Here is a 13,748-nt window from a genome sequence, read left to right as displayed (position 1 = left end):
AAATGATTTTAAAAATCACAGCCGCACTGTCATCGTCACTTATGACGATGACAGCTGTCGACATCAGCAGTGGGGGCCGTCAGTCACGGAGTCGCGCAGGATAAGCTCGCCGGAGAACGTTTGCTGATATTTGAATTCACCGCCGTCGAGCATGAAAATCAGACGACTGATGGTTTCCTGGATCATCTCCGTGACCGGAATACGCACGCTGGAGAGCGAAGGCACAATGTACGGCGCTATCGCCACGTCGTCGAAGCCGATGACTGACACCGCGTCCGGCGTGGCAACGCCGCTCTCGTGCAGCTGTTTAATGGCGCCAATCGCCATGTCGTCGTTGCTCGCCACCAGCGCCGTAAAGCGTTCGCCGCGTGCGAGCAGTTCGGATACCGCCGCCGCGCCGCTGGCCGGGTTCCACTTCCCTTCGGCGATAAGCTCGTCGCGCAGGGCAATACCGTGCTGCGTCAGCGCATCTTTGTAACCAGACAGTCGCTCAACGCCGGTCGGGGAATCCAGCGAACCGGTGATAAACGCAATCTCCCGGTGCCCTTTTGCAATCAGCTGCGACACCGCGTCCTGACAGGAAGCTTTATGATCGGACCAGACGCTGTGGCTGCTGTTTTTCCGCAGGCGGCGGTTGAGCACCATAATCGGCTGCTCACACTTCTCGACGATCGCATCCAGTTCATCCACGTTCAAAAAGCGCGGGTAGATGATCACCGCGTCGCAGCGCATATCGAGCAGATACTGGATCGCCTCGCGCTCTTCATCGGCGCTGTGCTTGCCGTCCGCGAGGATCAACTGCCGCCCTTTCTCTTCCGTCATTCGTGCGGCATGAAACAGCAGTTCGCTAAAGTAGACGCCGTGATAAAGGGTGTTCGTCACCACCAGCCCCAGGGTCTGGGTACGTTTGGTCGCCAGGTTTCGCGCCAGTAAATTCGGGCGATAACCGCTCTCTTCAATGGCCTGAAAAACCCGGTCTTTGGTCTCCTGGCTGACATAGCCATTTCCCGACAGCACGCGGGATACCGTCGCTTTCGAAACGCCTGCCCGCTTCGCCACTTCAAGCATCGTGGTCATGTTGTTATTCCATCTGAATCTGATGAAGCGCAGTGTACTGCACTGCAGAAAAATTGTCGCAGCGGCGAAATCACGCTTTCGCTACCGACCAGTGATCATCATCACGAATTGAAAAAATGACCAAAAATCGATCTTGTTTCACTCAAAGAAACTCATGATGATTATGTGGAACCGGTTTCCTACATTTCACACAACGATAACAGGATCACATCCGATGGCCAAAAATTACGCTGCGCTGGCGAACGACGTTATCAGCGCGCTGGGCGGCAAAGAGAACATCGTCGCCGTCACCCACTGCATGACGCGACTGCGTTTCGTTCTGAAAGACGAAACCCTCACCGACGCCGCGCGCCTGAAAAGCATCAGCGGCGTGCTTGGCGTAGTGCGTAACGACAACCAGTGCCAGGTGATCATTGGCAACACGGTTTCTCAGGCCTACCGCGAAGTGGTAAGCCTGCTGCCCGTTGACCTGCAGCCCGCGGTGCCGGAAGGCCCGCAGAAGCTGACGTTACGCCGCATTGGCGCCGGGATCCTCGACGCGCTGATCGGCACCATGTCGCCGCTGATCCCCGCGATCATCGGCGGTTCGATGGTCAAGCTGCTGGCGATGATCCTTGAGATGACCGGCGTGCTGCCAAAGGGCGCGCCAACGCTTACCATTCTGACGGTGATTGGCGACGGGGCATTCTTCTTCCTGCCGCTGATGGTGGCCGCCTCGGCGGCAGTGAAATTCAAAACCAATATGTCGCTGGCGATCGCCATTGCGGGCGTGCTGGTGCACCCGAGCTTTATCGAGCTGATGGCGAAAGCCGCGCAGGGCGAGCATGTTGAGTTCGCCTTTATCCCGGTGACGGCGGTGAAATACACCTACACCGTTATCCCCGCGCTGGTGATGACCTGGTGCCTGTCTTACATCGAACGCTGGGTCGATCGCATTACCCCGGCGGTGACGAAAAACTTCCTCAAGCCGATGCTGATCGTCCTGATTGCCGCCCCGCTCGCCATCGTGCTGATTGGGCCGCTCGGGATCTGGATCGGGAGCGCTATCTCCGCACTGGTTTACACCATTCACGGCTATCTGGGCTGGCTCTCCGTCGCCATCATGGGCGCACTCTGGCCGCTGCTGGTCATGACGGGGATGCACCGCGTCTTTACGCCAACCATCATTCAGACCATTGCCGAAACGGGTAAAGAAGGGATGGTCATGCCGTCAGAAATCGGCGCCAACCTGTCGCTCGGCGGTTCGTCTTTAGCGGTGGCATGGAAAACCAAAAACCCGGAACTGCGCCAGACGGCGCTGGCTGCAGCGGCTTCTGCCATCATGGCGGGGATCTCTGAACCGGCACTGTACGGTGTGGCGGTACGTCTCAAGCGTCCGCTGATTGCAAGCCTGATCAGCGGCTTTATCTGCGGCGCGGTGGCTGGCATCGCGGGTCTTGCCAGCCACTCCATGGCGGCGCCGGGGCTGTTTACCAGCGTGCAATTCTTCGACCCGGCCAACCCGATGACCATCGTCTGGGTATTCGGCGTGATGGCGCTGGCAGTTGTGCTGTCGTTTGTTCTGACCCTGCTGTTAGGGTTTGAGGATATCCCGGTCGAAGACGAGGCCGAAAAAGCGCGCGCTCTGCAGACCGCGCCGGTACAGAACAACGCAGCAAAAGCATAAATTGAAAGCGAGGTAAGAATGTCTGTTTTTCCACAAGGATTTTTATGGGGCGGCGCGCTTGCCGCTAACCAGAGTGAAGGTGCTTACCGTGAAGGCGGCAAAGGACTGACGACGGTCGATATGATCCCCCACGGTGCCAATCGTCTGGCGGTGAAGCTCGGTAAGGAAAAGCGTTTTTCGCTGCGTGACGACGAGTTTTACCCGAGCCACGAGGCGATTGATTTTTACCATCGCTATAAAGAAGACATCGCCCTGATGGCGGAGATGGGCTTTACGGTATTCCGCACCTCGATTGCCTGGAGCCGCCTCTACCCGAACGGTGACGAACCGCTGCCGAACAAAGAGGGCATAGCCTTTTACCGCGCGGTATTTGAGGAGTGCAAAAAGTACAACATCGAGCCGCTGGTCACGCTCTGCCACTTCGACGTGCCGATGCACCTTGTGACGGAATACGGCTCCTGGCGCAACCGCAAGATGGTCGACTTCTTCGCCCGCTACGCCCGCACCTGCTTTGAGGCGTTTGACGGGCTGGTAAAATACTGGCTGACTTTCAACGAAATCAACATCATGCTGCACAGCCCGTTCTCCGGTGCCGGGCTGGTGTTTGAGGAAGGTGAAAACGAAGATCAGGTAAAATATCAGGCCGCGCACCACGAGCTGGTGGCGAGCGCGCTGGCAACCAAAATCGCTCACGAGGTGAACCCGGAAAATCAGGTGGGCTGCATGCTGGCGGGCGGTAACTTCTATCCGTACTCCTGCAAACCGGAAGACGTGTGGATGGCGCTGGAGAAAGACCGCGAGAACCTGTTCTTTATCGACGTGCAGGCACGCGGCCGCTATCCGGCCTACTCGGATCGCGTGTTCCGTGAGAAAGGCGTGGTCATTGTCAAAGACACCGGCGATGACGAGCTGCTGAAAAACACCGTCGATTTTGTCTCGTTCAGCTATTACGCCTCGCGCTGCGCGTCGGCGGATATGAACGCGGGCAACACCAGCGCGGCAAACATCGTGAAGTCCCTGCGTAACCCGCACATTCAGGTGAGCGAATGGGGCTGGGGCATTGACCCGCTTGGCCTGCGCATCACCATGAACATGATGTACGACCGCTACCAAAAGCCGCTGTTCCTGGTGGAAAACGGCCTGGGTGCGAAAGATGTCATTGATGAAAACGGCGAGATTAACGACGACTACCGCATCAGCTATCTGCGCGAGCATATCCGCGCGATGGGTGATGCGATTGAGGACGGCGTGCCGCTGATGGGCTACACCACCTGGGGCTGTATCGACCTGGTTTCAGCGTCTACCGGCGAAATGAGCAAACGCTACGGGTTCGTGTACGTTGACCGCGACGATGCGGGGAACGGCACGCTGGACCGGAAGCGCAAGAAATCGTTCTGGTGGTATAAGAAGGTGATTGCGAGTAACGGGGGCGATCTCGAGTAGCCTGTTGCCCTCACCCCGGCTCTCTCCCACAGGGAGAGGGAACGGGTTTGGTAGGCCGGGTAAGGCGAAGCCGCCACCCGGCACTGCTCAGAGCGGAGAAAACCCCCCGTCCCCAACCCACCCTTCAAGCCGTGAATAAACCACTTCCACCGCCTCTTTTACCGGCGGCGTCATCGGGTAATAAAACCCAACAATGTCCGGCTGAATCCCCAGGAACAGCACCTCGCCCACGTCGTCCTTGATCTGATCCACGAGGTAATTCAGCGGCATATTGTGGGTCGTCATCATAAACATCCCGGCAATGTCGTCCGGGTCAATGAGTCGGATCTCACCGGGGTTGAGCCCCATATCGGTAGCATCGACAATCAGCAGCCTCCCCGGGCGCAGCTCGCGGATGGCGACCACGTCATTTTCTGGCGCGCTACCGCCGTCAATCACCACCCAGTTACCCTGCGGATTCGCGGCGCACATCTCTGCCAGCAGCGGGCCCGCGCCGTCGTCGCCCATCATGCTGTTGCCGACACACAGTAAAACGTCAGTCACGTAATCTCCTCACCATCAGGTAGATGGCACTCTCCTGATGAATATCATGCAGCATGCCGAGCAACGTTTTGCTCCACGCCTGCTGTTCGGCGGATTGCCTGCTCAGCGCCGCATCAAAGGCGTTGGCGAGCATCGCAATGTGGTTGGCATCGATGACGATCTCACCGTACTTTGGCACGCCTTCCATTTTACGCCGCGCCGTGCTGCCCTCCTCCAGCGTGGCGATCCACGCCAGATACTCAGGCCAGGGGCAGCTCAGCGCGGCCTCCAGACAGTCAATCACCCCGAGGTGATGCCCAATCGCCAGGCTGTAATAGACCACCTGCTGCGCCGCATCCGGCGTGGCATCGTTCTCATCAATAAACTTACGGCTCAGTTGACTGAACACCACCGTTTCACTCATCGGATACGCGCCTCGTCCACAATGCTGTTCAGGTTCGCCACAATCTCATTCAGACGCGGATCGTTTTCCGCCTCCAGCCAGCGGGCTACCTGCTGCTCGCCCTGGCTCAGCAAACGCAGATAATCGTCGGCAATCTGACGACCATAACGGTAGCCCGCCAGCCTGCGCGCCGTGCGGTCGACCTTCACCCGCAGCGGCTGCACCATATCCGGATGGAGGAGCATCGCGGGCTGGTTGTCGAGCTCGCCCGGTTCACGGGCGTGGATTTTCTGCTCCAGCAGGCCAAGCGCCATCGCAAAGCCGTACAGCGTGGCGGCAGGCGTCGGCGGGCAGCCCGGAATGTAAACATCCACCGGTACGATTTTGTCGGTGCCGCCCCAGACGCAGTAGAGATCGTGGAAGATGCCGCCGCTGTTGCCGCAGGCACCGTAGGAGATGCAGATTTTCGGGTCTGGCGCAGACTGCCAGGCACGCAGCGCGGGCGAACGCATGGCACGGGTGACCGCCCCGGTAAACAGCAGAATATCCGCATGGCGCGGAGACGGCACCACTTTGATACCGAAGCGTTCAGCGTCAAACAGCGGCGACAGCGTAGCGAAGATCTCGATCTCGCAGCCGTTACAGCCGCCGCAGTCCACGCGGTAGACGTAGGCCGAACGTTTGATTTTTTTCAGCAGCGACGCCTTCATGCTGGCAATGGATTCCTCCACCGTCATTGGCACCGGCATGCCATTGTCGTCGCGCGGGCCGAGTAAGTGTTCCATCAGCTGGCCTCTCTCATATGGCGGGTGATATCAATCCGGTCGGACGGCAGCAGGCATTTCTGACGCTTGCACTCCGGGCAGGTTTCAAAACTTTCACGGTGATGTTCCGCCCGGACGTCACCGTTGTGCTGCAGCAGCGCGATGGCGTAGTCGATCTCTTTTTGCACGGCGAACGGACGCTTGCAGACGCGACAGTGACACAGCGCGAAACGCGACTGCTGGAGGAAATCGGCTTTCTTCCACACTGCCAGCTCGTACTCCTGCGACAGGCGAATGGCGACCGTCGGGCAAACTTCCTCGCAGCGGCCGCAGAAAATGCAGCGTCCAAGGTTAAACTGCCAGGCCAGTTCGCCGGTTTTGAGATCCGTTTCCACCGTCAGGGCATTCGACGGGCAGGCATTGACGCAGGCCGCGCAGCCGATGCACTGCTGCGGGTTGTGCTCCGGCTTGCCGCGAAAGTTTTTATCGACCGGCATCGGCTCCAGCGGATAACGGCTGGTCTGCGTGCCGGTTTTGATCACTTTTTTGATAAAGGTAAACATGACGAGTCCTTATTTCAGCGGCGAGTTCTTACGCTCGATGCTGTAGCGCTCAAGCTCTTTGTACGGCACCACCTGACTTTTCTTCTTGCGCACGTCCACCACGGTCATGCGGTCGGTGCAGGAGTAGCACGGGTCGAGGCTACCGATGATCAGCGGCGCATCGGAGACCGTATTGCCGCGCAGCATGTAGCGCAGCGTTGGCCAGTTGGCGTAGGTCGCCGCACGGCAGCGCCAGCGGTAGAGCTTCTGGTTGTCGCCAGTCATGCTCCAGTGGATATCGTCCCCGCGCGGCGCTTCTGCAAAGCCGAGCGCGAAGCGGTTCGGGATGTAGGTGAAGCCCTCTACCATCAGCGGACCGCCCGGCAGGTTATCGAGGCCGAAGTCGATCATGTTCAGGGCAGTGAACACCTCGTTAATGCGGACTTTCAGACGTGAGATGACGTCGCAGCCCTGCTCGCTGTGCACGGTCATGGGCAGCAGGCCGTAGCCGACGAACGGGTGATCGGCGCGGGTGTCGCGGGCGTGGCCGCTGGCGCGCACCATCGGGCCGACGTTGCTGAAGTCGCGGGCAATTTCCGGATCAAGACGGCCAATCCCTACGGTGCGCTGCTCGATGTTTGGCGTGCTGAGCAGCATATCCACCAGCTCCTGCACGTCCCGGCGCATCTGCTGCGCCAGCTGACGGGTCTGGATCATGTCATCTTTCAGCAGGTCGCGGCGGATCCCGCCGATCAGGTTCAGCCCGTAGGTTTTACGCGCCCCGGTGAGGATCTCCGCCATCTTCATCGAGGCTTCACGCACGCGGAAGAACTGCATAAACCCGGAGTCAAAACCGACGAAGTGGCAGGCCAGGCCAAGGTTTAGCAGGTGCGAGTGCAGACGTTCCACCTCCAGCAGAATGGCGCGGATCATCTGCGCACGTTCCGGCACCACGATCCCCATACCGTTTTCTACCGACGTGGTGTAAGCGGTGCTGTGGGCAAAGCCGCAGATGCCGCACACGCGGTCAGAAAGGAACGTCACTTCGTTGTAGCCCATGCGGGTTTCCGCCAGCTTTTCCATGCCGCGATGGACGTAGAAGAGGCGGTAGTCGGCGTCGATAATGTTTTCGCCGTCGACGAACAGGCGAAAATGGCCCGGTTCGTCGGAGGTGACGTGCAGCGGGCCAATCGGCACCACGTTGTTCTTTTTACTGCCCAGCTCGTTAATGAACTCGTAGGTTTCGCTGTCGGTGGTCGGCGCCGGGCGCTGGCGGTAGTCCATGCTGTCTTTACGCAGCGGATAGAGTTCATCCGGCCAGTCGTCCGGCAGTACCAGGCGGCGCTCGTCCTGCAGGCCGACCGGCACCAGGCCGTACATGTCGCGCACTTCGCGTTCGCCCCAGACGGCAGCAGGCACCCGCGGCGTAACGGACGGATATTCCGGCTTATTCGGATCGACTTCGACGCGCACGGTCAGCCAGCACTTCTCGCCCTGCTCCATCGACATCACGTAGTACACGGCGTAATTGCCGCACAGCTGGCGCTCGTCGTTACCGAACAGCACCGACAGCCAGCCGCCCTGCTGGTAGTAAAGAAACTCCACCACCTCCGGCAGGTAGTTCACCTTTATGGTGACGGTGATCTGGTCTTTGGTTTGCCAGGACTCTTCCAGCACCACGCCGGGGAAAGCCTGATGCAACGCGGCGAGATACTGCTGACCTTTCTTTTCTTCAGACATAAACACTCTCTTTAATCACGCCACCAGCAAGGAGACGAACGCTAAAAATGCAAAGCCAAAACCGGCCCAGGTGATGCGCGAGGTCGCCACAAAGCGCAGACGCGCCATGCTGTTCTCGAACAGCGCAATCACCAGCACGCCGATAAGCAGCTTGATCGCAGCAACCACGACGGCCAGCACCAGGCCGCCCGCGGAAAAGTGCGTCATCTGCCCCCACGGGAAGAAGACGCCGACAAACATCTGCAACACCACCAGCTGCTTGAGGCTGATCCCCCACTTCAGTACCGCAAAGCCGTAGCCGCTGTATTCGGTGAGTGGCCCCTCCTGTAATTCCTGCTCGGCTTCCGCGAGATCGAACGGCAGTTTGCCCATCTCAATAAACGTGGCGAACGCGCAGGCGCAGAGTGCCAGCACCAGCGGAATGGAGCGGCTTACCGGCCAGTGATAAACGGAATGGGTGATAAAGCTGATATGGGTGGAGCCTGCGACCTGCGCGGCGACCCACAGCCCCAGCAGCAGGATCGGCTCAACCAGCACACCCAGCATCGCCTCGCGGCTGGCACCGAGGCCGGTAAACGGACTCCCGGTGTCCAGACCCGCAATCGCAAAGAAGAAACGGGCGATGGCGAAGAGGTAGATAAGCGTGATCAGATCGCCGAGCGCAGGCAGCAGTGAGCCCACCGTGACGACGGGCAGCGCGGTGGCGATGGTGAGCATCACGCCAACCATCACAAACGGCGTCAGGCGAAAGACCCAGCCTGCGGCATCGGGCGCCACGCTCTGGCGAGAGAGAAGCTTGAAGAGATCGCGGTACTCCTGGAGCACGCCAGGCCCGCGACGGTTGTGCATCCGGGCGCGCACCACGCGCGTGATGCCCGAGAGCAGCGGCGCAACGGCAAACAGCACCAGCGCCTGAAGAATTGCCAGTAACAGACTCATGTCAGGCTCCTCGTGAAATCACAATGACCACCAGCACCGACAGCTCAATCAGCGCCAGACGGCGGAACAGTGCGGGCGCGGCAGCACTCTGCCAGCCCGGAACCCAACCCTGCGGGTTGAGCCAGTGGCGCAGCTTCAGCACGGCGGCGAAGTTCTCTTTTACCGGCATGGCGAAACCGTGGGCGGTGATGACCATTGACTGCTCGTGTTCGTAGCCGCAGGCCCAGGCTGCGCCGCGCGTACGGGAGGCGAGTCGATCGCGTTTAAAGAACAGCATCAGCACGAACGGCAGTAGCGGAGAGGCAATCAGCAGCAGGGCTATCATCGGTTGGGAAACGGTGGTTTGTGCCGTCTCAAGCGGCAACGGAATAGCGTTTCCGAGCAGCGGCAGCAGCCACGGCGCGGCAACCCCACCCGCGATGCAGCACAGCGCCAGCGCAACCACGCTGGTGGCCATCAATACCGGTGCACAGCAGGCATTTTCAGCCTCACGCGTGCGCGGTGCGCCAAGGAAGGTAACGCCGTAGACTTTCGCCATACACATCACCGCCAGCGCCCCGGTAATCGCCAGGCCGACCGCCAACAGCGGCCCCAGCAAACGGCCGATAAACGCATCGCTCTGACCGAGCGCGAAGAAAGACTGGTAGATCACCCACTCGCCGGCAAAACCGTTCAGTGGCGGCAGCGCGGCCATCGCCATCAGCCCCACCAGCATCGCCAGGGAAATCACCGGCATCTTTTTGCCAATGCCGCCGAGCTTTTCGATATCCCGATGACCGGTGCGGAACCAGACGCTGCCCGCGCCGAGGAACAGGGTGCTTTTAAACAGGCTGTGGTTGACGAGGTGATACAGACCACCGATAAACCCGGCGGCAATCAAGGCGGGCTGATTCAGCGCCAGACCGGTGACGCCCGCGCCAAGACCGAGCAGGATAATGCCGATATTTTCGAGCGTGTGGTACGCCAGCAAACGCTGGATGTTGTGCTCCATCAGCGCGTACAGGCCACCCACGAACGCGGTGATCATCCCGGCCAGCAGCAGCACGACACCCCACCACAGCGGCGGTTGCCCGCTGGTCAGCGTGAGTACCAAAATCCCGAACAAACCCACTTTCATCACCACCACAGAGAACAGCGCGGCGGCGGGCGCGGAGGCATTGGCATGCGCCTGCGGCACCCAGCCATGCAGCGGGATGATCCCGGCGAGCAGGCCAAAGCCCACAACGCCCAGCAGCCAGACGTCATTCCCCAGCGGATGGCCGTTGAGCGCAGAGAAATCCAGCGTGCCAAAGCGTTGCCACACCAGCCAGCTGGCCAGCGCCAGCAGCAGCGTGCCGAGGCGACCGAGAGCAAACCATAGCTTGCCGGAGGCGCTACAGCCCGTCAGGAACACGCCGCACAGGGCCATAATTTCGGCCATCACCACCAGCGCACCAAGATTGCTGGCGATAACGGTGCAGACCGCCGTCGCCATGAGCAGGTTTACCAGCAGACCATTAGCTCTGGTGTGCTGGTGGCGGTGCCAGTCGATATTGAACAGGCTGACAAACAGCCCGCACAGACCGAACGTCACCAGCCAGATGGCATTCAGCGGCGTAATCTCAACGCTGTGACGAATCAGCGGCATCACGGCCTCTGTGGATTGCCCCCCCAGCAAAACGACACCGCCTGCCGCGAGCGTCATCAGGCTGCCGAGCGCCCCGCCGATACCGGCTATCCAGCCGCTCAGGATTTTATGGAAAGAGAAGAGCAGCGCCAGCACGGCGGCGGCCGCAAAGTACGCTACGGCGCTGTTAATCATGTCTATCGCGTTCATTTCGCCCCCTCGTTAAGCGCCTGCAGAAGCGAAAGATCGCCGACGTCGGTATTAATGGTCAGCTCGCGCTTGCGTTTGCTGGTACGGGCGATATCGCGGATGTTAACCAGAATGAGCGCCTTGGTCGGACAGGTCCGCACGCAGGCCGGTCCCTGTTCATCAAAGCTGCACAGGTCACACTTCACCGCCACGGCGCGGATGCCGGGAACCCAGTCCAGTAGCGTACTTACGCGAGCCGGAGCCGGTGGCGCGGGCGGCGCTTTCGGGGAGTTGGCATTGGCCGGAATGTGCAGCGGACGGCTGCCGGAAAATTCAATGGCGCCGAACGGGCAGGCAATGCCGCACAGCTTGCAGCTGACGCACAGGCTTTCGTTCAGCTGGACCGCGCCATCAACGCGGGTGATGGCATTCACCGGACAAACACCCGCGCAGGGGGCATCTTCACAGTGGTGGCAGAGCTGCGGAGCAGACTCTTTTTCATTACGCATGACGCGAAGGCGCGGCATGGACTGCAGCCCGTGCAGGCGGTGGGTTTCCGAACACGCCGCCTCACAGGTTCGACAGCCAATACAGACCGTCGAGTCAGCAATTACAAAACGGTTCACCGGGCAATCCTCAGGTGATGGTCATTTTTGACGACGAAAAGCTGTCTTCTCGACACTTTTCGACACTCGGTTCTCAGGCAACGTTTGCGGAAGGGTTTCCGGCGATCAGCTGTTTCAGGTCGACCGGTAAGTCGTGTTCAACTGCGTGATAAAGCCCGTTGTAAACCGGCGCGATTTTCTCCAGATAGTGTTCAAGCACCTGCTGGCGATCGCGGTTGCTGACGTAGCCATCGACCATGCCGTCAGCCATCAGTTGCGCTTGCGCAATACACTGTTTTTCACCCTCTTTGTTCTCGACGTAGTACTCAATGGTGTGGCTGTTAAAGCTGTCTGCCAGGGTGACAAAGACCGTGAAGTGGCCGAAGAGGACAAAGCGCATATCGCCTTGCGCCGCACAACTCATCGCATGATGCAGACGCGCTTTTGACAGGGTGATCCCCTGAACCAGAGAGTTGCAGTAGAGGTGCCACTGCTCCTGTAGCTGCTGGTGGCGCTGCGCGATGTAATCCGCTTTTTCGCTGATTTCCCAAATAGTCATAAAAGGTATCCGGTTAATGGAGATAGCGGCTGTTAAGCAGATTCCGTGCCAGTTTTTAATCAACTGATTTTATTGATCTTTAATTTCAAAACTGCTGTCAACGCGGCGGTGTCGACGTGTCATTTCGACAGCATTGACATCGTCACGCCCTGACAAAATACAGGCTGGCACTGTTATTGCATTACCGGGGCAATTCATTGAGGAGGCGTCATGCACGAAATCACCCTCTGCCAGCGAGCGCTTGAACTTATCGAACAGCAGGCAGTGCAAAACCACGCGAAACGCGTCACCGGCGTCTGGCTGAAGATCGGGGCATTTTCCTGCGTCGAGACCAGCGCCCTGACCTTCTGTTTTGAGCTGGTATGCCGCGGCACGCTGGCGGAAGGCTGCGAGCTGCATATCGACGAGCAGCAGGCGGAGTGCTGGTGCGAGCACTGTCAGCAGTACGTCACGCTGCTCTCCTCAAAGGTTCAGCGCTGTCCGCAGTGCCAGCGTACCGGGCTGCGGATCGTGGCGGATGACGGTATGCAGATCCAACGCCTCGAAATCGAGAAGGAGTAATGTATGTGTAGTACCTGCGGTTGCGCCGAAGGCAACCTGTATATAGAAGGGGACGAACACCGCCCCCACTCCGCGTTTCGCTCCGCGCCCTTTTCCCCTGCCCCGCGTCCTGCGGCAGTTCTGACCGGCATTACCTTTGCGCCGCAACGCTCCGACGCGGGCGACCTGCACTACGGCCAGGGCGAAGCGGGCACTCATGCGCCGGGCATGAGCCAGCGGCAGATGCTGGACGTCGAGATCAACGTGCTGGACAAAAATAACCAGCTCGCGGCCCGCAATCGCGCGCGCTTTGCCGCCCGCAAACAGCTGGTGCTGAACCTGGTCTCCAGCCCGGGTTCAGGCAAAACCACGCTGTTAACCGAAACACTCAAGCGCCTGAACAAACGCGTCTCTTGCGCGGTGATCGAGGGCGATCAGCAGACCGTAAACGATGCCGCGCGCATTCGTGAAACCGGCACCCCGGCGATTCAGGTCAACACGGGCAAAGGCTGCCATCTGGATGCGCAGATGATTGCCGATGCCGCACCGCGTTTGCCACTAGAAGATAACGGCATCCTGTTTATTGAAAACGTCGGTAACCTCGTGTGCCCGGCGAGCTTTGACCTCGGCGAGCGCCACAAAGTCGCGGTGCTCTCCGTCACCGAAGGGGAAGACAAGCCGCTGAAGTACCCGCATATGTTTGCCGCCGCCTCCCTGATGTTACTGAACAAAGTCGACCTGCTGCCGTACCTGAATTTCGACGTGGAGAAATGCCTGGCGTATGCCCGCGAAGTGAATCCGGAGATTGCGATCGTGCTGGTCTCCGCCACGCGCGGCGACGGCATGGACGCATGGCTAAACTGGCTGGAGTGCGAACGATGTGCATAGGCGTACCCGGACAAATTCAGGCAATCGACGGTAACCAGGCCAGGGTGGAGGTCTGCGGTATATTGCGCGATGTGGATCTGACGCTGGTGGGCAGTACCGATGAAACCGGCGCGTCACGTCTCGGCCAGTGGGTGCTGGTCCATGTGGGCTTTGCAATGAGCGTGATTAACGAAGCGGAAGCCCGCGACACGCTGGATGCGCTGCAAAACATGTTTGACGTGGAGCCTGACGTGGGCGCCCTGCTGTACGGCGAGGAGCGGTAGCA

15 protein-coding genes are annotated in these 13,748 nt (G+C 59.6%); 5 read left to right on the top strand and 10 right to left on the bottom strand.

What is annotated here, in order from left to right; translation table 11 throughout:
- Positions 1 to 63: 63 nt before the first annotated feature.
- Positions 64 to 1,077, bottom strand: a complete 1,014-nt coding sequence (locus O1723_RS04840; protein WP_023337691.1) for a LacI family DNA-binding transcriptional regulator — start codon at positions 1,075 to 1,077, stop codon at positions 64 to 66.
- Positions 1,078 to 1,291: 214 nt separating this feature from the next.
- Here O1723_RS04840 and ascF point away from each other — a divergent pair, with 214 nt between their 5' ends.
- Complete coding sequence (gene ascF, locus O1723_RS04835; protein WP_014884997.1) at positions 1,292 to 2,743, top strand: PTS cellobiose/arbutin/salicin transporter subunit IIBC; 1,452 nt, start codon at positions 1,292 to 1,294, stop codon at positions 2,741 to 2,743.
- A gap of 18 nt (positions 2,744 to 2,761) precedes the next feature.
- A complete protein-coding gene (locus tag O1723_RS04830; RefSeq protein ID WP_014884998.1) occupies positions 2,762 to 4,186 on the top strand; it encodes a 6-phospho-beta-glucosidase in 1,425 nt (474 codons plus the stop codon).
- Positions 4,187 to 4,273: 87 nt separating this feature from the next.
- Here O1723_RS04830 and hycI read toward each other — a convergent pair whose 3' ends face one another.
- The 9 genes from hycI to hycA all read right to left on the bottom strand — a co-directional run bounded on the left by hycI (position 4,274) and on the right by hycA (position 12,055).
- Entirely contained in the window at positions 4,274 to 4,729 is a 456-nt protein-coding gene (gene hycI, locus O1723_RS04825; RefSeq protein WP_248190678.1) for a hydrogenase maturation peptidase HycI, read from the bottom strand.
- Complete coding sequence (locus tag O1723_RS04820; protein ID WP_014885000.1) at positions 4,722 to 5,132, bottom strand: formate hydrogenlyase maturation HycH family protein; 411 nt, start codon at positions 5,130 to 5,132, stop codon at positions 4,722 to 4,724. The genes hycI and O1723_RS04820 overlap by 8 nt, the downstream gene beginning before the upstream one ends.
- Positions 5,129 to 5,896, bottom strand: a complete 768-nt coding sequence (locus tag O1723_RS04815; RefSeq protein WP_014885001.1) for an NADH-quinone oxidoreductase subunit B family protein — start codon at positions 5,894 to 5,896, stop codon at positions 5,129 to 5,131. Before O1723_RS04815 ends, O1723_RS04820 begins: the two co-directional genes overlap by 4 nt.
- Complete coding sequence (locus O1723_RS04810; RefSeq protein WP_014885002.1) at positions 5,896 to 6,438, bottom strand: formate hydrogenlyase complex iron-sulfur subunit; 543 nt, start codon at positions 6,436 to 6,438, stop codon at positions 5,896 to 5,898. The genes O1723_RS04815 and O1723_RS04810 overlap by 1 nt, the downstream gene beginning before the upstream one ends.
- 9 nt (positions 6,439 to 6,447) lie before the next feature.
- Positions 6,448 to 8,157, bottom strand: coding sequence for a hydrogenase large subunit (gene hycE / locus O1723_RS04805; RefSeq protein WP_248190679.1), 1,710 nt, complete (start codon positions 8,155 to 8,157; stop codon positions 6,448 to 6,450).
- 15 nt (positions 8,158 to 8,172) lie between these two features.
- Positions 8,173 to 9,096 (bottom strand): respiratory chain complex I subunit 1 family protein, encoded by a 924-nt coding sequence (locus O1723_RS04800; RefSeq protein WP_014885004.1) that lies wholly within the window; start codon positions 9,094 to 9,096, stop codon positions 8,173 to 8,175.
- A gap of 1 nt (position 9,097) precedes the next feature.
- A complete protein-coding gene (gene hycC, locus O1723_RS04795; RefSeq protein WP_014885005.1) occupies positions 9,098 to 10,912 on the bottom strand; it encodes a formate hydrogenlyase subunit 3 in 1,815 nt (604 codons plus the stop codon).
- Complete coding sequence (locus tag O1723_RS04790; protein WP_023331169.1) at positions 10,909 to 11,517, bottom strand: 4Fe-4S dicluster domain-containing protein; 609 nt, start codon at positions 11,515 to 11,517, stop codon at positions 10,909 to 10,911. The genes hycC and O1723_RS04790 overlap by 4 nt, the downstream gene beginning before the upstream one ends.
- Before the next feature lie 73 nt (positions 11,518 to 11,590).
- Positions 11,591 to 12,055, bottom strand: coding sequence for a formate hydrogenlyase regulator HycA (hycA, locus tag O1723_RS04785; RefSeq protein ID WP_014885007.1), 465 nt, complete (start codon positions 12,053 to 12,055; stop codon positions 11,591 to 11,593).
- Positions 12,056 to 12,265: 210 nt separating this feature from the next.
- Here hycA and hypA point away from each other — a divergent pair, with 210 nt between their 5' ends.
- From hypA to O1723_RS04770, 3 genes are read left to right on the top strand one after another with little or no spacing between them, the layout of a single operon-like run.
- Positions 12,266 to 12,616: a hydrogenase maturation nickel metallochaperone HypA gene (gene hypA, locus O1723_RS04780; RefSeq protein WP_014885008.1), complete on the top strand. Its 351-nt coding sequence runs from the start codon at positions 12,266 to 12,268 to the stop codon at positions 12,614 to 12,616.
- Between the two features lie 3 nt (positions 12,617 to 12,619).
- Positions 12,620 to 13,483 carry a hydrogenase nickel incorporation protein HypB gene (gene hypB, locus O1723_RS04775; RefSeq protein ID WP_014885009.1) on the top strand — a complete coding sequence of 288 codons (864 nt, stop codon included), beginning with the start codon at positions 12,620 to 12,622 and terminating at the stop codon, positions 13,481 to 13,483.
- The gene (locus O1723_RS04770; protein WP_014885010.1) at positions 13,474 to 13,746 is read left to right on the top strand and encodes a HypC/HybG/HupF family hydrogenase formation chaperone; all 273 of its coding nucleotides are present in this window, start codon (positions 13,474 to 13,476) and stop codon (positions 13,744 to 13,746) included. Before hypB ends, O1723_RS04770 begins: the two co-directional genes overlap by 10 nt.
- Positions 13,747 to 13,748: the final 2 nt, after the last annotated feature.

The sequence above is a fragment of the Enterobacter cloacae complex sp. HYC080_NIDB genome (assembly GCF_056673325.1).
The sequence above is the reverse complement of the archived record's forward strand: the minus strand, read 5'-3'. Positions and strand labels throughout refer to the sequence as shown.

Excerpts from the sequence above, each read along its gene's own strand:
- O1723_RS04800 (WP_014885004.1), bottom strand. The coding sequence starts at position 9,096 with ATGAGTCTGTTACTGGCAATTCTTCAGGCGCTGGTGCTGTTTGCCGTT.
- hypB (WP_014885009.1), top strand. The coding sequence starts at position 12,620 with ATGTGTAGTACCTGCGGTTGCGCCGAAGGCAACCTGTATATAGAAGGG.
- O1723_RS04840 (WP_023337691.1), bottom strand. The coding sequence starts at position 1,077 with ATGACCACGATGCTTGAAGTGGCGAAGCGGGCAGGCGTTTCGAAAGCG.
- O1723_RS04815 (WP_014885001.1), bottom strand. The coding sequence starts at position 5,896 with ATGGAACACTTACTCGGCCCGCGCGACGACAATGGCATGCCGGTGCCA.
- O1723_RS04770 (WP_014885010.1), top strand. The coding sequence starts at position 13,474 with ATGTGCATAGGCGTACCCGGACAAATTCAGGCAATCGACGGTAACCAG.
- O1723_RS04820 (WP_014885000.1), bottom strand. The coding sequence starts at position 5,132 with ATGAGTGAAACGGTGGTGTTCAGTCAACTGAGCCGTAAGTTTATTGAT.
- hycC (WP_014885005.1), bottom strand. The coding sequence starts at position 10,912 with ATGAACGCGATAGACATGATTAACAGCGCCGTAGCGTACTTTGCGGCC.
- hycA (WP_014885007.1), bottom strand. The coding sequence starts at position 12,055 with ATGACTATTTGGGAAATCAGCGAAAAAGCGGATTACATCGCGCAGCGC.
- hypA (WP_014885008.1), top strand. The coding sequence starts at position 12,266 with ATGCACGAAATCACCCTCTGCCAGCGAGCGCTTGAACTTATCGAACAG.
- ascF (WP_014884997.1), top strand. The coding sequence starts at position 1,292 with ATGGCCAAAAATTACGCTGCGCTGGCGAACGACGTTATCAGCGCGCTG.
- O1723_RS04810 (WP_014885002.1), bottom strand. The coding sequence starts at position 6,438 with ATGTTTACCTTTATCAAAAAAGTGATCAAAACCGGCACGCAGACCAGC.
- O1723_RS04830 (WP_014884998.1), top strand. The coding sequence starts at position 2,762 with ATGTCTGTTTTTCCACAAGGATTTTTATGGGGCGGCGCGCTTGCCGCT.
- hycE (WP_248190679.1), bottom strand. The coding sequence starts at position 8,157 with ATGTCTGAAGAAAAGAAAGGTCAGCAGTATCTCGCCGCGTTGCATCAG.